General features: G+C 62.7%; 14 protein-coding genes. 6 read left to right on the top strand and 8 right to left on the bottom strand.

All coding sequences use genetic code 11. The annotated features are described in order from the left end of the window. Window positions 1-38: 38 nt before the first annotated feature. Complete coding sequence (locus ATE70_RS01710) at window positions 39-1,706, bottom strand: sulfatase-like hydrolase/transferase (RefSeq protein WP_269433805.1); 1,668 nt, start codon at window positions 1,704-1,706, stop codon at window positions 39-41. Window positions 1,707-1,902: 196 nt separating this feature from the next. Here ATE70_RS01710 and ATE70_RS01705 point away from each other — a divergent pair, with 196 nt between their 5' ends. The 3 genes from ATE70_RS01705 (at window position 1,903) to ATE70_RS01695 (ending at window position 5,226) form a co-directional block, all read left to right on the top strand. Then, complete coding sequence (locus ATE70_RS01705; RefSeq protein ID WP_058540019.1) at window positions 1,903-2,694, top strand: enoyl-CoA hydratase/isomerase family protein; 792 nt, start codon at window positions 1,903-1,905, stop codon at window positions 2,692-2,694. 24 nt (window positions 2,695-2,718) lie between these two features. Continuing rightward, entirely contained in the window at window positions 2,719-3,585 is an 867-nt protein-coding gene (locus ATE70_RS01700) for an SDR family oxidoreductase (protein ID WP_058536222.1), read from the top strand. Between the two features lie 207 nt (window positions 3,586-3,792). Continuing rightward, window positions 3,793-5,226: a DUF1254 domain-containing protein gene (locus ATE70_RS01695; protein WP_082639304.1), complete on the top strand. Its 1,434-nt coding sequence runs from the start codon at window positions 3,793-3,795 to the stop codon at window positions 5,224-5,226. Between the two features lie 47 nt (window positions 5,227-5,273). Here the strand turns inward: ATE70_RS01695 and ATE70_RS01690 are convergent, their stop codons facing one another. Beyond that, window positions 5,274-6,455: a lipid-transfer protein gene (locus tag ATE70_RS01690; RefSeq protein WP_058536220.1), complete on the bottom strand. Its 1,182-nt coding sequence runs from the start codon at window positions 6,453-6,455 to the stop codon at window positions 5,274-5,276. 17 nt (window positions 6,456-6,472) lie between these two features. Continuing rightward, window positions 6,473-7,363: an SDR family NAD(P)-dependent oxidoreductase gene (locus ATE70_RS01685; protein ID WP_058536502.1), complete on the bottom strand. Its 891-nt coding sequence runs from the start codon at window positions 7,361-7,363 to the stop codon at window positions 6,473-6,475. A 222-nt stretch (window positions 7,364-7,585) separates the two neighbouring features. Between ATE70_RS01685 and ATE70_RS01680 the strand changes: the two genes are divergently transcribed. The 3 genes from ATE70_RS01680 to ATE70_RS01670 all read left to right on the top strand — a co-directional run bounded on the left by ATE70_RS01680 (window position 7,586) and on the right by ATE70_RS01670 (window position 13,090). Beyond that, window positions 7,586-9,163: an AMP-binding protein gene (locus ATE70_RS01680; RefSeq protein ID WP_058536219.1), complete on the top strand. Its 1,578-nt coding sequence runs from the start codon at window positions 7,586-7,588 to the stop codon at window positions 9,161-9,163. A 209-nt stretch (window positions 9,164-9,372) separates the two neighbouring features. After that, window positions 9,373-11,844: a TonB-dependent receptor gene (locus ATE70_RS01675; protein WP_058536218.1), complete on the top strand. Its 2,472-nt coding sequence runs from the start codon at window positions 9,373-9,375 to the stop codon at window positions 11,842-11,844. Between the two features lie 298 nt (window positions 11,845-12,142). Beyond that, window positions 12,143-13,090, top strand: a complete 948-nt coding sequence (locus tag ATE70_RS01670; protein WP_197411350.1) for an MBL fold metallo-hydrolase — start codon at window positions 12,143-12,145, stop codon at window positions 13,088-13,090. 21 nt (window positions 13,091-13,111) lie between these two features. Here the strand turns inward: ATE70_RS01670 and ATE70_RS01665 are convergent, their stop codons facing one another. The 5 genes from ATE70_RS01665 to ATE70_RS01645 all read right to left on the bottom strand — a co-directional run bounded on the left by ATE70_RS01665 (window position 13,112) and on the right by ATE70_RS01645 (window position 19,240). Continuing rightward, window positions 13,112-14,011: an SDR family NAD(P)-dependent oxidoreductase gene (locus ATE70_RS01665; protein ID WP_058536216.1), complete on the bottom strand. Its 900-nt coding sequence runs from the start codon at window positions 14,009-14,011 to the stop codon at window positions 13,112-13,114. 96 nt (window positions 14,012-14,107) lie between these two features. Beyond that, the gene (locus tag ATE70_RS01660) at window positions 14,108-15,901 is read right to left on the bottom strand and encodes an acyl-CoA dehydrogenase (RefSeq protein WP_082639306.1); all 1,794 of its coding nucleotides are present in this window, start codon (window positions 15,899-15,901) and stop codon (window positions 14,108-14,110) included. A 185-nt stretch (window positions 15,902-16,086) separates the two neighbouring features. Continuing rightward, a complete protein-coding gene (locus ATE70_RS01655) occupies window positions 16,087-17,235 on the bottom strand; it encodes an acyl-CoA dehydrogenase family protein (protein ID WP_058536214.1) in 1,149 nt (382 codons plus the stop codon). 20 nt (window positions 17,236-17,255) lie between these two features. Continuing rightward, window positions 17,256-18,497, bottom strand: a complete 1,242-nt coding sequence (locus tag ATE70_RS01650) for a thiolase family protein (RefSeq protein ID WP_058536213.1) — start codon at window positions 18,495-18,497, stop codon at window positions 17,256-17,258. A 2-nt stretch (window positions 18,498-18,499) separates the two neighbouring features. After that, a complete protein-coding gene (locus ATE70_RS01645) occupies window positions 18,500-19,240 on the bottom strand; it encodes an enoyl-CoA hydratase/isomerase family protein (protein ID WP_197411349.1) in 741 nt (246 codons plus the stop codon). Window positions 19,241-19,302: the final 62 nt, after the last annotated feature.

Here is a 19,302-nt window from a genome sequence, read left to right as displayed (position 1 = left end):
GGGTCCGCGGCGAACATGTCATCGCCGAACCGCAGCGCTTATTGCCCGGTGAAGTTGACAACGATGTTCGGCGGATATTTCTTGAGCATCTGCTGGTAGCGCTGCACCTCGAGCGCGAGGCCCGAAGCGGCGGGGATATGCCGGATGGCGACCGAACTGTCCTCCTGCGGATTGGCGTAGAGATTATACATCATCCCGCCCGCGGTAGGCGCCACGGTTCCGGTGAAGCCGCCGTGATTGCCGTTCGGCGTCGTTCCGAAGCTGTCATGGGCGAGAAACTGGATCTTGAATTCGTCCATCCGGACCGCCGCCAGACGATTGCCCCAGAAATAGGCGATGCTCCGGCGGTTCGACGCCCCGTCCTTCGCAAGCAGGAACGAGGTCTGGTCGATCCCGCTCAGGTAATTCGCCTTGCCGACCGCCGCACTCGGGGCTGCACCCCTGACCCCTGCAAGGCCCAGCGATGTCGTGAAGATGTCGGTCAAGTCGAACAGGCCGTCGGACCGGCGCGGCGTGATCATCCCTTTCCAATAGGCGAAGGTCGGCACGCGCACCCCGCCCTCCCAGGTCGACCCCTTCGCGCCGCGGAACGGCGTGCGGCCGTGCGGTTCGACTTCGGCCTCGGGACCATTGTCCGAGGTGAGGAGGATCAGCGTATTGTCGAGTTCGCCCGTTTCCTCCAGCGTCCTGTAAAGGCGGGCGAAGATGTCGTTCATCTCGATCATGCAGTCGGTATAGTCGTTCCGCGCCGGCGAGCGCCCGGCATAATGGGCGTTCGGATAATTGTCGAAATGACATCCGCGGGTGCCGTAGTAGAGGAAGAAAGGTTTTTTGCTGCCCTTCTGCTTCTGAAGGAAGCTGACGGCATAATCGGCCCAGCGCTGGTCGAGATCCTTGACATAATCGAGCGTGATCAGGCCGACTTCCTCGATCTTTCCGCCCTTTGCGACATGCACGTCATATTTGTTGAACGGTGCCTTCTCGATCATCGCCGTCCGCGTGGGGCTATAGGCGATTTCGGGATTGAAATGGGGATCGCGCCATTCGGTGTACATATCCGAAACCGAGAGAAAACCACGAAAATCATCGAAGCCGACATTCTGCGGCTGCGACCCCTCATTCTCGCCGACGTGCCATTTCCCGACAGCCTGGGTGACATAGCCCTGCGCCGAGAGCAGCTTGGCAATCGTCGTCTTGCCGTCCAGGCCGCCGGGGCTGCCGTACATCGGCGGGCGCAGCAGGCCGTGATGGATCGGGAGCTGGCCGGTAAGAAGCGAGGCACGCGTCGGCGTGCAGCTGGGCTGCGAATAGGCAGAGGTCAGGTTGAGGCCCTGCGCCGCGATCCGGTCGACATCCGGGGTCGGCGCGCCGATGCTTTCGCCGCCGCCGTTGAAGCCGAAATCCATCCAGCCCACATCGTCGAGAATGAAGACAAGGATGTTCGGTTTCTTTCCGGTCCGCTTTTCGAGTTCGGCGAGCTTGCGCTGCGCTTCAGCCGCCTGATCGGGATGCTCGACCACCGGTTCCATATTGTCGGCCAGAACCTTGCCGGGAACCCCGATATACTGATCCTGAAAATCATATCCGGGCTGGTCGCCGCGCTTGATCGGGCCAGAGGTCCCCGGCCCATGGACTTCGCCGGTCGCCTGCGCCGCTAGAGTCTGATGGCCGGCGCCAGCCAGCAGGGTCAGGGCGGCGCATCGCAAGATAGCGGCAGTTCGCAAACGCGGCATGGGAATCCTCCTCCAATATTATTGGAAGCCAGATTGACGCAGGCACAGCCGGAAGACTGTCACGAACGTTACAATCCCGCCCTCTCCCCCTCGCAAGGGGGGGTATCCGACGGGCGGACGATGGCTAGCTTTTGAGTCCGATATTCGGACGACAAAGGGCCCAATCACCATGACAGACAGCGGACCGGAACAAGTGCTGCTTATCGAGCGTGACGGGCCCGTCGCCACCGTCACGCTCAATCGCCCGCATCGGCGCAATGCCGTCACCCAGCGATTGCTCGACGAGCTGGGGCGATTTTTCGCGTCGTGCCGCCGTGACCGCGAATGCAAGGCGATCGTCCTTCGCGGCAGCGGCGATCATTTCTGCGTCGGGCTCGATCTGGTGGGCGCGCACGGCGATGACCCAATTCTCGAAGACCTGCTTCTCGGCGACTGGGACATTGCCGATATCCTGCGCGACATGCGCTCCTGTCCCCAGCCGGTCATCACCCTCGCCAATGGCTCGGTCGCCGGCGCGGGGCTGATCTTTGCGCTGGCGTCGGACATCATCATCGCGAGCGAAGACGCCTTCTTCACCACCTCATTCATCAACCTTGGGCTGTCGGGCACCGAGCTTGGGGTCGCGTGGCGCCTGCAACGCACGATCGGCATCTCGCTGGCGCGCGAAATCGCCTTCACCTCGGCCCGGCTTCCCGCCGAGCGCGCACTGACCGCAGGGCTCGTGTCGCAGGTCGTGCCCGCGGACCAGCTGCTCGCCGAAGGACACTCCATGGCGAAGCGGATCGCCCAATATTCGCTCGACGCGCTCCGCCTGACCAAGCGCAATCTCGATCTGGCGCTGCAAAGTCCGATGGTCGAAATCTCCTATGAACTCGAAGAACGCGCACAGCTCCGCCGTGCCGCGAGCGGCGCGCTCGACGAGGCGCTGACCAAATTCAACGCGCACAAGAGCGGCAAGTGACGCGCCGTCGTTCGAGGAAAAACCATGTCCTATGATTCTATCTTTCGCGCCGGCCTGTTCGACGGCCAGGTCATCATCGTCACCGGCGGCGGTAGCGGCATCGGTCGTTGCATTGCGCACGAACTTGCGGCGCTCGGTGCGCATGTGGTGATCATGGGTCGCAAGGCCGAAAAACTCGCCGCGGTTGAAGCAGAGATTCGATCCGAAGGCGGAAAAGTCTCCAGCCAGATCTGCGACATTCGCGACGAGGAGGGCGTCGCGACGGCGATCGAGGCGGTGCTAGCGGATCAGGGGCGCATCGACGGGCTGGTCAACAATGCCGGCGGACAGTTTTACTCGCCCCTCAAGGACATTTCGACCAAGGGGTTCGAGGCGGTCGTGCGGAACAACCTCACCGGCGGTTTCAACATGATGCGCGAGGTCTATAATCGCTGGATGGCAGCCAACGGCGGCGCCATCGTCAACATGATCGTCGATATGTGGATGGGGCTTCCCAATTTCGCCCATTCGGGCGCGGCGCGCGCCGGCATGTATTCGCTGACGCAATCGGCCGCGGCGGAGTGGGCGGCCTCGGGCGTCCGGGTCAACAGCCTCGCTGCGGGGATGATCATGTCGAGCGGCTTCGACAATTACACCGGCGACGCGGTCGATTTCATCCGCCAGTCGGCCGGCAATATTCCGATGCAGCGCGTCGGAACCGTCTCCGAAGTGTCGGCGGCGATCAGCTTCCTGCTGTCGCCGGGCGCGGCCTTCATTACCGGGACCTGCCTGCGCGTTGATGGTGGCGGCCCGAATGCGCGGCGGCACCTGAAGCTCGAGCCGCACGGCAATTCCCCGCGCTTCCAAGGTTTCCACCTCGATTCGACACCCGACCTGTTCCGTGCGTCCTGATCATGCCCTCGTCGCGAGCATGGATTCCCTTGCTTCGCCCAATGGCGCTGCCGCAGTGCCGGGAACGCACGCCTGAGTGAGAGTGGATTCGTGGCACCGACATCTCAGGCCGGTCCGGCGCGGATCAACGACGGCGCGTTCGATGCCCTCCCGCTGGCAGACCGATAACGCTCATGACATTCGAGTTTCTCCACGAAAGGCCAAGCCATGATCCACCACACTCCGCTAGCCTTGGCGCTCGCTCTCGGCGCTGCGCTTCTTCCAGCCGCCCCCGCACGCGCAGCCAACGCAGACTCTTCAAACGAAGGCGTCTCGCCCGCCTTTGAACGCCGCGCCGCCGAGGCCGTGATATGGGGCATTCCTCTCGTCAGCACCGACGCGATGCGCGACGCCTATTTCCGCGACGCGGGGGCCAAATATAACGACATACTATATTGGTCGCGGCCCTCGGATTGGCAGAACCAGACCACGACGCCCAATTCGACGTCGCATTATGTCTATGCGAACGTCAATCTGCGCGACGGGCCGGTCGTTTTTGATATGCCGCCGTCGGGCAAGCTCAGCGTCTATGGCAACCTCCAGGACGGCTGGCAGATCCCGGTCGAGGATTTCGGCCATGCGGGCATCGACGAAGGCAAGGGCGGCCGCTTCCTGTTGACGCCGCCCGGATATAAGGGTCCGGTGCCGCCCGGCATGCGGCAGCTCGCCATGTCGACCTACAACGGCTATTTCCTGCTTCGCCTGACGCCGGTGTCCAGCGATCCACGCGAAGCGGCGGAGGCCAACGCGATGGCGAAACAGGTCCGGCTCTATCCACTCTCGACCGCGGCGGCGCCGAAGCCGCAACGCTATATCGACATGTCGGACCGGCTGTTCGACGCGATCGTGCGGATGGACGACAGCTTCTTCGACCGCCTCGCCAAGATGCTGGCCGAAGAACCGGCGGAACGGCGCGACATGGTCATGCGCGGCATGTTGCGGACGCTGGGCATCGAGCCGGGTAAGGCTTTCGCGCCGACGCCGCGCCAGCGCCAAGCGCTGGCCAAGGCAGCTGCGCAGGTCCGCGGCGATTTGATGATCGAGGGACAGGTCAGCCGCACGCCTTGGTGGCCGAACGAAATATGGTCGACGACCGGCGAGTTGCTGCCGCTCGCAAAGGGCGGCTTCACCTTCGAGCTCAACGACGCCTTGCGGATCGACGAACGCGCGTGGTTCTATTTCAAGGCCTTCGCATCGCCCAAGCGGCTCGGTACCGCGACCTTCTATGTCACGCAATCGAAAGACCCGTCGGGTGCCTGGCTGACCGGCGAGAGAGATTATGTTCTGCACGTCCCGGCGAATGTCCCGGCGAAGCAATTCTGGTCGGTCGATGTCTATGACCTCGAAACCAGCGGCTTCCTGCGCAACGCGCCGGTTGTCGGCATCGACAGCAATGAACGCTCATTGACCACCAACAAGGACGGGTCGGTCGATATCCGTTTCTCGGCAAGCGCCCCGGAGCGCGGTAAGGGCAATTGGATCGCGCTGACGCCGGGCAAGCGCTGGTTCGCCATGTTCCGCTTCTATGGCCCCCAGCCGGCGCTGTTCGACAAGAACTGGGTACTGCCGAGCATCCGCGAACTTCCCGCACCGCCCAAATAAGAAGCGGCCCCTCCCCCGGTCTGGGAGAGGGGCCACTTTTCGCTCGATCAATTCCGATACATCGTCACGACGCAGGCGCCGCCGACGCCCAGATTGTGCTGGAGCGCAACGCGCGCGCCGTCGACCTGGCGCGCATCGGCCGCGTGGCGCAGCTGCTGGGTCAGTTCGAAGCATTGGGCGAGGCCGGTCGCCCCGATCGGATGCCCTTTGGACAAGAGGCCGCCCGAGGGGTTGACGACGAAACGGCCGCCATAGCTGTTGTCGCCATCGTCGATGAACTTGGCCGCGCCGCCTTCAGGGCAGAGGCCGAGCGCCTCATAGACGACGAGTTCGTTATGCGCGAAGCAGTCGTGAAGCTCGACGACATCGACGTCTTCGGCTCCGATGCCCGTCGCCTCGTAGAGCATGTTCGCCGCGCGCTCCGCCATGCCATAGCCGATCACCCGGCGCAGGTCGCCGCTCTCGAACGTATCGGCCGCGTCGGTAGTCATCGCCTGCCCGGCAATCCACACCCGCTTGTCGAGCCCATATTTGTTCGCGGCTTCTTCGCTGCACAGGATCGCCGCCGCCGCGCCGCACGTCGGCGGGCACGCCATCAGGCGGGTCATCACGCCGGGCCACACGACCTGGTCCGCCATCACCTCCTCGGCGGTCACTTCCTTGCGAAACACCGCCAGCGGGTTGCGCGCGGCATGTCGGCTGGCCTTGGCACGAACCTTGGCGAAGGAGTCGAGCGGCGTTCCGTAGCGCTTCATATGCTCGACCCCCGCCGCGCCGAAGATGCGCAGTGCGACCGGCAGGTCGGATTCGCCGAGCACGGCGTCGGTCGCTTCGACGAAACGGCCCGCAGTCGAGGGGCGATCGTTGAAAACGGCGCCGAGCGCGCCGGGGACCATCTGCTCGAAACCGACCGCCAGCACGATATCGGCGGCGCCATTCTCGATCGCCTGCCGCGCGAGATAGATCGCCGACGAGCCCGACGCGCAGGCGTTGTTGACGTTGAAGATGGGGATCCCGCTGAGACCAACGTCATAGAGCGCGCGTTGTCCGCTGCAGGTGTCGCCATAGATGAAGCTGGCATAGGCCTGATCGACCTTGTCGTAATCGACGCCTGCATCCTGCAGCGCCAGCCGCGTCGCGGCCGCACCCATCTTGTCATATGTTTCGCTCATCCCCGGCTTGGCGAAGGGGATCATCCCGACGCCGGCGACATAGACCTTGCGTGTCATCGTCTATTCTCCCGACGTCAGATCTGGCCGAGACCAAGCGCCGACTGCACGAAAGCGTTGTCGGGCAACAACTCGTTCTTGCGGTCGTTGATCGCGTCGATATCTGCCGCGATCCGTTCCAGCGTTGCGTCGGCCGGGTCGACACGAATGCCGCGCGTGAGCGTGACATAGGCGCGTTGATAGCCGCCCGCGCCGGCGGACAGGATCGTGCGGCTCGGGGCATCGTCGCCGACGAGATAGAGCGCCGCCGGAACCACAGTCGAGGGATCCATCTGCGCGAGAATATCTTCGGGCATGATATCCTCGGTCATCCGCGTCGCGGCCGCCGGCGCGATCGTATTGACGCGGATGTCGTTTTTCGCGCCCTCGATCCCGAGCGAGTTCATGAAGCCGACAAGACCCAGCTTCGCCGCGCCATAGTTGGTCTGGCCGAAATTACCGTAGAGGCCGGTAGCCGAGGTGGTCATCAGGATGCGGCCATAGCCTTGCTCCTTCATGACCTCCCACACCGCCTTGGTACAGATCGCGGAACCCATCAGATGAACGTCCACGACAAGCCGGAAATCGTCGATGCTCATCTTGGAAAAGCTCTTGTCACGCAGGATGCCGGCATTGTTGATGAGGATGTCGATGCGTCCCCATTTGGCCTTCGCTTCCTCGGCCATGGCGACCATCGCCTGCTCGTCGGTCACGCTGCTCGAATTGGCGATTGCCTCACCGCCCGCAGCGACGATCTCGTCGACCACGGCCTGCGCCGCCGCCGAGGTTCCGCTGCCGTCGCGGCCGCCGCCCAGATCGTTGACCACGATCTTCGCACCGCGCCGCGCGAGTTCGAGTGCATAGGCGCGGCCCAGCCCGTTCCCGGCTCCGGTGACGATCGCGACGCGGCCTTCAAAATTTCTGCTCATTTGGAGATTTCCCTTGATGTGCGTTTTTCCTGCAGCATCGATCCCATGGAGCGCAGGCATCCCGGCACCACCCATGTCGGGGGGGATCGGCGGGCGGCACCTTCGCCCCCCTCTCCACGAGGGGGAAGATTTCGGCGATCATCCGCTATGGCACAATGGCAATGGCTCCCTATGCCGATTGCAAAACGCTACGGAGCGAAAACATAAAGGGACGAGAGGCTGATGAAGGTGAATTTTACGCGGATGATGCGGCAGGCCGTTCGGACATATGGTTCGAAGGAGGCGCTGGTGAACGTCGAACGGAACCGGCGTTACAGCTTCGAGGAACTGCATCGTCTCTCGAACCGGATCGTCAACATGATGCGCGAGCGTCTCGGCCTCATCCGGGAGACGAGCTATCTTTGCCTCCTCGAAAACGACAATCTGTCGCTGCTCCACGCCTGGACCTTGTTGAAGGGCGATGCCGCGGCCGTCCTCACCAATCTTCACGACAGCTATGACGACCATCTCTGGCAGGCGGACTGGATCAGCCCCAAGGTCGCGTTCCTTGAAACCGGCCTCGTCGACCGCTATTACGACGCCTTCCACAGCCGCGGCATCACGATGGTCGCGATGGATCCGCTGCCCGAGCCGCGCGAAGGGGTGGAATATTTCTGGAATCTCCTCGACGGCGTTTCGGACGCCGATCCCGATGTCGAGAATGACGCGCACAACGATATATTGATCTACCGCTTCACTGGCGGCACGACCGGCCGCGGCAAATGTGCGCAATATACGACGGACATCTGGCTCGGCACCTGCGACGCGCTCTACGCCGATGAGGATAATCTGTTCAGCGAGACCACCCGGTCGATGCAGCTTGCGCCGCTGAGCCACGGCGCCGCGACGGGCGTCCTCCCCGTCTTTTTCCGCGGCGGCGCCCTGATCACTCAGAATGCCCCCGACCTCGTCGCATGGTGCCGCAATGTCGAGGCCGAACGCGCGACACTCGCCACGCTTGTTCCGACGATGCTCTACCGCCTGCTCGAGCTGGAAGCCGCGACCGACTTCGACCTCTCATCGCTCGAAACTATCTTCTACGGCGCCGCCCCGATCAGCCCGTCGAAACTCGAACAATTGCAGGCCCGTTTCGGCAATGTCTTCGTTCAGGTCTATGGCGCGACCGAATGCTTCCAGCCCGTCGGCATGCTGGCAAAGCGCGACCACCTGCCCGACGCCAACGGATCGCTGGCCCATCTGGCTTCGGCAGGACGCATCGCGCGCGGTATCGAAGTGCGGATCACCGACGACGACGGCAAGGATGTTCCCGACGGCAGCGTCGGCGAAATATGGGTGCGCGCGCGCACCACGATTCCCGGCTATTACGGGAATCCCGAAGGCACCGCGCAGGAGTTTGAGAACGGCTTCTGGAAGTCAGGCGACCTCGGTTACCGCGACGAGCGCGGGTTCCTCTATATCGTCGATCGCAAGAAGGACATGATCATCACGGGCGGCTTCAACGTCTATGCGATCGAGGTCGAAAGCGCGCTCAACACGCATCCCGCCGTCCTGATGTCCGCCGTCGTTGGGATTCCGCACGCCGAATGGGGCGAAGCGGTCCACGCTGAAATCATGCTGAAGGAAGGCTGCGAAGCGTCGGAAGGCGAACTGATCGACCATGCCCGCCAAAAACTTGGGAAGCACAAGGTGCCCAAAACGGTAAAGCTGGTTGCGGCACTTCCTCTCAGTCCGGCACACAAGGTCCTGCGGCGCGTCGTGCGCGACCAATATTGGTCGTCCGCGAACCGCCACGTCGGCTGACGCATCCCCCTCAGGGCCGGGATCCGGCTTGCCTCGCTAGCGCGGCAAGATCGCCAGCCCACTCCCCACCCCACTCCACAGGAGGGGTTTGCCCACGACGCCCATCCGCGTAGCCCGAAAATACAGCATCTCCTTGGGAAATACGCCCGGTCGATGACGGCAAGAGCCGCGTCGACCTGTTGATCGACTGCAATATTTGGGGAGGATTTATGGTTCTGAACAACGCTCGCAAGAGCCTGCTGCTTTGTGGAATCGGGCTGGCGACCGCGCTGACCTTGCCCGCGGCGGCGTCGGCGAACGAGGCGCAGCCCGCGAATAGCGACGCGCGCGCCGAAGATGAGGGACTTGAGATCATCGTCGTGCAGGCGCGCAAAGTCAGCGAGAATATGCAGGACGTCCCTGTCGCCATCACGGCATTCAGCGGCAGCGACCTCGAAAAGCAGAATTTCCAGCAATTGCAGGATTTGGGCAACTTCACCCCCAGCCTCAATATCGCACCCGGCCAATCAAGCGCCGGCGCTGCGACGATCGCTTTGCGCGGACAATTGCAGAATGACATTCTGGCAACGCTCGACCCCAGCGTCGGGACCTATGTCGATGGCGTTTACTGGGCGCGCGCTTACGGTCTGAATTCCAGCGTTCTGGACGTCGACTCCGTGCAAGTCCTAAAAGGCCCCCAAGGCACGTTGTTCGGGCGCAACACGACCGGCGGCGCGCTTCTCATCAACACCCGCAATCCCGAACTCGATGCGATCAGCGGCCAATTGTCCGCCTCTTATGGTCGCTTCAACGAACTGGAACTGACCGGGATACTCAACTTGCCGATCGTCACCGACCGGGTCGCATTGCGCGTCGCTGCATCGCGAAGCCGCCGCGACGGTGATATGACTAATGTCGCGCCATCGACCGCCACCACGGCCTTCACCGGAGCCACCTATATGGTGAAAGGCCCCTTTGCCGGACCATTCACCGGCGAACGATATAATGGCCGTGATCGCTGGAACGCCCGCGCAAAGCTGCTGCTCCGCCCAACCGACACGCTGGAGTTGCTCTTTTCGGGCGAATATTATGATGCGGACGAAGCCGCCATCACCCGCGACTTGACCTATGTCGCCAACGCATTTGCTGGCGCGACGCGGTCCAATTATAACGTCGGGACAGGCGTGAGCCGGGTGGTGGGCCTCACCAACGGATTCCCCGACAATGCGACGGCGATCAGCAACGGCAAGCGCATTCTGCAGCAGTTGATTGCCGACCGTCTCGCCAATCCACGGACCGCGTCGATTAACGAGCGCCCCAACCTTTCCACCCGCACCTACACGCTGAACTTCACCGCGTCGCTCGACGTGCCCTGGGGTCAAGCGAAGCTCATCACCGGACTCCGCGACGTCAAGAGCAGCAACGTCCTCGACACCGATGGAACGCCCTACGTCCTCTTCTCGACCGAATTGCAGCAGAATTTCACCCAATATTCCGGCGAAATTCAAACCACTGGAAAAATGCTCGACGATGCGGTCGATTTCGCCACCGGACTGTTTTATTTCCATGAATATGGCTCGGATGTCTATAACAGCATCTCCACGCCGCTCCTCAACCCCAACACATCCCACAATTACGGCTATATCAAGAATGACAGCATGGGGATTTACGCCCAGGGAACGTGGCACATTACCGAAGCGCTCGGTCTGACCGGCGGATTGCGCTATTCGGTCGACGACAAGAGCCTTGAATCGCGCAACAACGACTATAATCGCGCCACCGGCATGATCCGCTGTCGCCTGACGCCGGTCGCGCCTTTCGCTTCGGCGGAGATTTTCGATCCCGTCAGGTGCAGTGCCTCGACCAAAGGCAGCTTCTCGGGCTGGTCCTATACGCTGGGTGTCGACTACAAGCTGTGGGAAGACACCATGCTCTATGCGAAAACTTCGAAGGGTTTTCGTTCCGGGGGAGCGAACTATCGCGCGCAATCCCTTGCCGGCCTCGTCAATTTTGCGCCGGAACGCGCCTATTCCCATGAGATCGGCCTGAAGACCGAACTGCTGGATCGCAAAATCCGTTTCAACGTCGCGGCCTATATTACTGACGTGAAAGACAGGCAAAGTTCCACGATTGTCGCCGTTCCCCCGATCCCGCCAGCAACGGTCGGAAGTTCGACGACGGTCATCGGCAACTCGGGCTCCGCCCGCTTCAAGGGACTGGAAGCCGAACTCGCTATCCGGCCCGTCCGCGGTCTGACCCTCAGCGCCAGCGGTTCGCTGGTCGATCCGAAGCACCGCCGGTTTTCTGACCTGACCGGCGACCGGCGGCAGGAACGCTTCGTGGGGATCGCAAAGAAGCAATTCTCGCTGGCTGCCGACTATTCCACCGATCTGTCCGAGGATGTGAAAACCAGCTTCCACGTCGGCTATGCCTGGCGCGGCAAGATGGCCACGGGTGACTATAACTTCCCGGAGAACCCGGAGAATGCGGCCATCATCGCAGCTACCACAGTGCCGGCGCTGGGCCTGCTGGGCGCGCGGGCGTCGGTTACGTGGCGGAATTTCGAAGTCGCCGTCTATGGCCGCAACCTGACCAATGAGCGCGATTATCTCCAGCATCTGCAAGTGATGGCGCTCGGCTTCGTCACGTCGGTACGGCAGGAGCCTGCGACCTACGGCATCTCGGGGACGGTTCGCTTCTAGCCCTTCTTCTTGCCGTCACCCGTCCGCGAGGCGTATCTCTGCTCTCCGCGCCATTGGAGACAGGGATGCGCCTCGTAGCGCAAGGGAGTTCGGAATGCCTGCGCTTCCATGGGCGAACGCAACGCTCTGCAGTGAAGACACGCCCCCACTCATCGGGAGGGGGCGCCCCTCCGGCAGCGACCGCTAAACCCGACAAATGGAATCAGATAATTGCGAGACCGCGGGCCCCGCCCGCGTCCCCGAAACGCCTTCACCGGGTCGGACGGTCGCGGTCGCCCCGGGCGTCCTGTGGATACGAATGTCCCTTCCCTTCGTGCTCGATCATATCAACCTGTGGGCGATCGAGGACGGTGACGGCTGGACGATCGTCGATACCGGAATCCGGCACCCCGACCTGATCGCGACATGGGAACGTCTGCTGGCCGAGGACCTGGGGCAAAGGCGCGTGACCCGGATATTGGTGACGCACATGCATCCCGACCATGCCGGGCTCGCCGGGTGGCTGACCGAACGGTTCGGATGCCGGCTCTGGATGACCCGCACCGAATATCTCACCGCGCGTTCGATCGCGACACGTACGGGCGCCGAACCGACGCAAGGCACTGAGGAATTCGGGCGGCGCGCAGGATGGACTGCCGAGGAGGTCGCATCGAATATCGCCCGGCGCGCGAATATGGCGCAGCTCTATGGCCCCTTTCCCGACAGCTTCAAACGCCTCCGCGACGGCGAGACCTTGTTGATCGGCGGCCGCGAATGGAAGGTGATCGCCGGCGGCGGCCATACGCCCGAACATGCCTGCCTCCATTGCCCCAGCCTCGACCTGCTGATCTCCGGCGACAAGGTACTGCCGAAAATCTCATCGAACATCTCGGTCGATGCGGCCGAGCCCGACGACGATCCGCTGAGCGAATGGTTCGAGACACTCGCGGCGCTGCGCGATCGGGTTCCCGACAGCGTACTCGTGCTTCCCTCGCACAAAGGCTGTTTCCGCGGCTTGCACGCGCGCATCGATGAACTGATCGCCGATCAGCAAGACGCGTTGCTCCGTCTCGAGCGCGTGCTGACGACGCCGAAGCGCGCTGTCGACCTGTTCGAGACGCTGTTCAGCAGACCGATCGAGCGTTCGAACATTTCGCTGCTGAGCCTGGCGACCGGCGAAACGATCGCCCTGCTCAACCACCTCCTCGCGCGCGGCGCCATTCAGCGGCGGCAAGACGACGGCGTGACCATCTATCAGGCCCGATGATGCCGGTCGTCGGTGTCTGCTTCAGCGAGTGCGTCCCGCCAATCCGACCCGCGCCACCGCGTGAAAGCCCTGCGGCGCCTGATCGCCGCTCCGGTCGCTGATCTCGGCGAAGCGCGCCGCGACACCGGCCGGGGTCAATTGCCCGTCGTCCACCTCGACACCCCGGCTGTGGGTCACGAACGCCCGTTCGTATCGCCCCGCACCCGCCGCCAGCGTCGTGCAGGTCGGCGCATTCTCGCTGACCAGATAAAGCGCGGCGGCGACCACCGTTTCGGGGCCCATGCGCGAAAAATCATCCGCGCTCAGCATATCCTTCGTCATGCGGGTCGCAGCCGCCGGCGCGATGCTGTTGACATGGATGCCATCGGCCTTCCCCTCGACCGAAAGCGCATTCATCAACCCGACCACCCCCAGTTTCGCCGCCGCATAACTCGCGGCACCCGGTACGGGGTAGAGAGCGCCCTCGGATGTCGTCATCAGGATGCGGCCATAGCCTTGCTCGCGCATCAACTTCCATACGGCGTGGGTGCAGATCGCCGAACCCATCAGATTGACCTCTACCACCTTGCGGAAATCCGCCATGTCGACCCGCGAAAAATGGCGTCCCTGCAAGATGCCGGCGTTGTTGATCAGGATGTCGACGCGGCCCCAGCGCGTCCGGGCCCGTTCGACCATATCCTGTACGCCCGCCTCGTCGGTAACGCTGCAATGGCTGGCAAGGGCGTCGCCGCCGTTCGCGATGATTTCGTCGGCAGTTGCCTGAGCCGCCGACCCATCGCTCCCCTCGCCGCGGCTATCGCCGCCGAGATCGTTGACGACGATCCGCGCCCCCGCTTTCGCAAGCGCCAGTGCATAGGCTTTGCCAAGGCCGTTGGCGGCGCCCGTAATGACGGCGACCCGCCCCTTGAAATCAATCTGCATCCGAAAAACCCGCCACCATGATTGCCTGGCGGGGAACATGCCGCAGCAACCGGTGCCGCACACCTCCCCGCACTGAGGGGGCTAACGGGGGGCGCCTCAAATCCCGATAAACTGATCAGAGCCGAGATCGAGGCAGGTCCGGTCGAGCGCGCGCACCAGCTCGAAGCGAGGGTGCACTGTCGGCAACTCATAACGGAAGAAATAGCGGCAGGCGGCAAGCTTGCCTTCGTAAAATGCCTCGTTCGTTTGTCTCGCTCCGGCATCAAGCGCGGCGTGCGCCTGCCGGAGCCAGAGCCAGGCGATGACGACATGGCCGAAGGCATCGAGATAGAGGGTGGCGTTCGCGAGCCCGACTTCGGGGTCGTCCTCGGACAGCACCGCTTCGGTCGCCCGCAGCAGCGCATCGACGGCCTTGCCCAGCGCGCCGGCTTCCCCGGCCAGATCGTCTCGCTCCCCTACTTCTTCAACGGTCGACCGGATGCGCTCCAGCAGCAGGTTCAGCGCCGCGCCGTCCCGCATCCGAACCTTGCGGCCCAGCAAGTCGATCGCCTGGATGCCGAAGGTCCCCTCGTGGATATGATTGAGCCGGTTGTCGCGATAATGACGCTCGACGGGATAATCGCGCGTATAGCCATAGCCGCCGAGTATCTGGATCGCCCATTTATTGGCTTCGAGGCAATGCTCGGAAGGCCAAGACTTGGCGATCGGTGTCAGGAGGTCAAGCAGCAGGCCGAGCTCTTCCTGCTCGCGTTCGTCGACCGACGCCTTCTGCCGGTCCACCAGCAGTGCGCAATAAGTCGATAGCGCCTGCGCGCCTTCGACCGCCGCCTTTTGCGCCATCAGCATCCGCTTGACATCCGCATGTTCGACGATCGGGATTTGCGGATCGAGCGGCGACTTGTTCTTTGCGCCGCGCCCCTGCGGACGCGCGCGCGCGTAATCGAGCGAATAGAGATAGGCTGCCAGCGCCGACATAACCGATGCGTGCCCGACGCTGATCCGTGCCTCGTTCATCATATGGAACATATAGCCGAGGCCCTTGTTCGGCTCGCCCACGAGATGCCCGATCGTTTCGCTCTCTTCGCCGAAGTTCAGGAGGCAATTGACGGTGCCCCGCTGGCCCATCTTATGGTTGAGGCCGGCCAGCGCCACGCCGTTGCGCTCTGCCGGCTGACCGTCCGGCGAAATCCGGTATTTGGGGACGATGAAGAGCGAGATGCCCTTGACCCCCGGCGGCGCGTCGGGGGTGCGTGCAAGCACGAGATGGATGATATTCTCGGCGATCTCGTGGTCGCCGCCCGATATCCACATCTTCGTACCGGTGATCCGATAGCTGCCGTCGCCGCGCAATTCCGCGCGCGTACGCACGTCGGAAAGCGATGACCCCGCCTGCGGTTCCGAAAGGCACATCGTCCCGAACCAGCGCCCTTCCAGCATCGGCGGCAGGAACAGGCGCTTCTGCTCTTCGCTGCCGAAAACGGCGAGCAGATTGGCGTTGGCAATCGTCAGGAAACTATAGTTGGAAATGCCCAGGTTCGCCGCTGTGAAGATGCCGTTGATCGCCATCGTCACCACATAGGGAAGTTGCAGTCCCCCAAGGTCGCGATCGAAGCCGGCGGCGAAAAAGCCGGCCTCGGCATATGCGGCAAGTGCCTCCCCCACTTCCGGCATGACGTCAGCCTTGCCATCGACGAACCGCGGCTCATTGGCGTCGAGCGAAGCCGCGCAGGAAAGATATTTCTCCTCGGCAATGGCTTCGGCGATGTCGAGCATCCCTTGCACCATCGTCCGGTCGAGCCCCGCGTAACGATCGGTTTCGAATAGGCTTTCGATCCCAAAGCATTCGAACAGCAGAAACTCCAAGTCCCGGCGATTGACGATGTGCGACAAGATTTTTCTCCACTAAAACGGTCCCGCATCCCCTGTTTCGCCTATCGCACGAGGCGGCAAACGAAAACCGAGGATGCGGGGCAGGTGAGGAGAGCGGAGCCGCAAAGCGCGGCTCCCCCGATCATCGAGGCATAGAGAGGATGCCGGCCGCCCCGATGAAAGCGTTGGGTCTGACCTGCTGGAGGTCAGACGAAAGCCGAAATGCCGGTTAGCGCGCGGGCGATGATCAGCTTCTGGATTTCGGTTGTTCCGTCGGGGATCGGAATGACGATCGCCTCGCGCGCCAACCGTTCGACGTTGAATTCCTTGGTCAGGCCATTGCCGCCGTGGATCTGCACCGCGTCGCGGCAGACCTTGACCGCGGCTTCGGTCGTAAACCATTTCGCCATCGACGACTGGACATCGCAGCGAATGCCCATGTCGATCATCGACAGCGCGCGGTAGCACATCAGCTTCGACGCATCGAGCATCGTCGCCATTTCGGCGATCTTTGCCGCGACGAGCTGATGACCCGCAATCACCTTGCCGAACTGCTTGCGCTCCTTCGAATAGGCTATCGCCTCTTCGAGCGCGGCGCGCATCAGGCCGATTGAGAGCAGGCCGACATGCGGCCGCGCCATTTCGAACTCCTTGACGGTGTTCTTGAGACCCATGCCCTCCTCGCCGCACATATTGGCGTGCGGCACCCGCGCGTCGGTGATGAAGATCTGCGCGGTCGATTGCGAGTTGAGCGCGATCTTTTCGATATTGCGCGTTTCATAGCCATGTTCTTCGCGGTCGATAATGATGTGCGACAGGCCGTTTTCGCTGGTGCGCGTGGTGCAGATCAGGAAGTCCGAATAATGACCGCCGGTGATCCAGGTCTTCTCGCCATTGATGATCCAGTGATCGCCGTCGCGCACGCCCTTCGTCTTCGCGTCGATCACGTTCGATCCGACATCGGGTTCGCTAATGCCGAAGCAGCCGAAGACCTTGCCCGCCATAACGCCGGGCATATATTTCTCGCGCAGATGCGCCGGCGCGATATTGGCGAGAAAGCGCGCGACGCCGCAGTTGATCATCATGAACAGGCCGAGGTCGACCGACACGGTCATCAGTTCCTCGAGCAACATCGCGCGGGTGACGAGCGGCAGTCCGAGCCCGCCGAACTCTTCCTGAATATCCGCGCCAGGAAGGCCGAATTCAGCGAGCGCCGGCGTGATTTCGAGCATCGCCTCCTTGGGAATGAAACGATCGTGATACTGGCGCGCGAACGGACGGATTTCGCTTTCAAGAAACTTGCGAAAGCTTTCGACCGCAAGCTGCTGTTCTTCCGTGGGCAGAACGTAGGTCATTGTCTTTTTCCTTGTTGAAATCAGGCGCGGGCGAAAATGCCGATGTGGTCGATGCTTTCCTCGATCCCCCAGACGCCGCCGCCATTGACCTGAAGGCCAATGCGGGCGCCTTCGACCTGGCGCTGGCCGCATTCGCCGCGCAGCTGATCGACGATCTCGAAGATCTGGCCGAGTCCGGTGGCGCCGATCGGGTGCCCCTTTGATTCGAGCCCCCCCGACGGATTGATCGGCAGCTTGCCGCCGATCGTCGTTTCACCGGCTTCTGCCATCACGCCGCTTTCACCCTCGGGAAACAGGCCGATATTCTCGCAGATGGTAAGTTCGCCGATCGATGCCGCGTCGTGCAGTTCGGCGACGTCGATATCGCCGGGCCCAACGCCGGCCTCTTCGAACATCTTCAGCGAGAGCTGATGCCCCGCAGATGCCTTGTGGTCGTCGGGCGCGCGGTCGCTCGCGGCGCGCATCCCCGATGCGAGCACCCTGATGGCGCGGCTGCGGTCGAAGCCGTGGCGCTTCAGCCCGGCCTCGGTGCAGACGATCGCTGCGGCGGCACCGTCCGAGATCGGCGAACACATCGGCAGCGTCAGCGGATAGGTGATCGGCGGCGCCGCGAGAATTTCCTCGATGCTCATCGGCATCCGATATTGTGACCGCTCGTTATGCACCGAATGGCCGTGGTTCTTCGAAGCCACCGCAGCGACCTGACGCTGCGTGATGCCGAAGCGCGACATGAGCTGGCGGCCGAAACCCGCATAGACGTCCATGAACGAGCTGTACGGCTTGTCCGATGTGCTGCCCGGCGGCGGCTCGATATCCTTGCCGAGTGCGATGATCGCCTCGGCGTTGGTGGCCCGTGTCTCGAGATCCCAGGCGGAATCGAAGATCGAGAACATCTTTTGCTTGTCCGAATAATACATTTTCTCGGCGCCTACCGCGAGCGCAACATCGGCCGCACCTGCCCGGAGCTGCATCACCGCGAGGTTGAAGGCACTGCTCGCCGAAGCGCAGGCGGCTTCGACATTATAGATGGGGATACCCTGAATCCCCAGCGGCAGGAGCGCGACCTGTCCGCGGATCATGTGCTGGCCATCAAAATGGCCCTGCCCGGTGTTCCCGAAGAAGGCAGCCTCGACCGCCTTGCGGTCGCAACCAGCATCCTTCAGCGCATCCTCGACCGCCAGGGCCGTCAGCTGCTTTACCGACTTATCCATGTGGCGGCCGAAATGCGTCATGCCGACGCCGACGATGTAGACATTCTCCATAATCAATATCCCTTGAACTGGGGTTCGCGCTTCTCGGCGAACGCCTTGAGCCCTTCCTGCATGTCGTAGCTGCGCCCATGATTATGGGCCTCGAGCAGCTCGTGCCGGAGCGCGTCGGAGGCGCTCTTGTCGGCCGCCTCGATCGCCACCCGCTTCATGCCCGCGAGAACACCCGGGCTTTTCTTGGCGAGACGTTCGGCGAGCGCCTGCGCGCGCGGCCGCAGCTCTTCCTCGGCGACGATTTCATTGACGAGGCCATAAGTGCGGGCGTCGGCAGCACTGATGGGGTCGCCAGTGAACAGCATATAGCGCGCGACATTGGGCGGGACCTTGCGCGGCAAGATCGCCGCGCCGCCCCCGCCGGGAAAGACGCCGAAATTGGAATGGGCGTCGGCGAACTTCGCGCCGTCGGCGGCGATGACGATGTCACAGCACATCACCGTCTCAAGCCCGCCCGCATAGGCGAGACCGTTGACCGCGGCGATCACCGGCTTGGGATAGCCGCGCAGCATGTCGAACAGGATGATGATCCGGTCGAGCAGCGTCTTCTCGCCCGGTCCGACCGCGCCACCCGCTTCCTTGAGGTCGGCGCCGGCGCAGAAAGCACGGCCGTTCCCGGTCACGACAATGACGCGAATATCCGCATCATCGCGCCATGCGGTCAGCCGCTCGGTAAATTGAATCACGCCCTCGCGGTCGAGACTGTTGAGCGCTTCGGGGCGGTCGAGCACGATCCAGCCCACGGCTCCTTTGGTTGAACAGACAATCGGCACGCCCCGCTCCATTTCGCAATCTGGTTGACAGC

Source organism: Sphingopyxis sp. H053, assembly GCF_001468225.1.
GTDB lineage: Bacteria > Pseudomonadota > Alphaproteobacteria > Sphingomonadales > Sphingomonadaceae > Sphingopyxis.
This window is presented reverse-complemented; position numbering and strand designations above follow the sequence as displayed.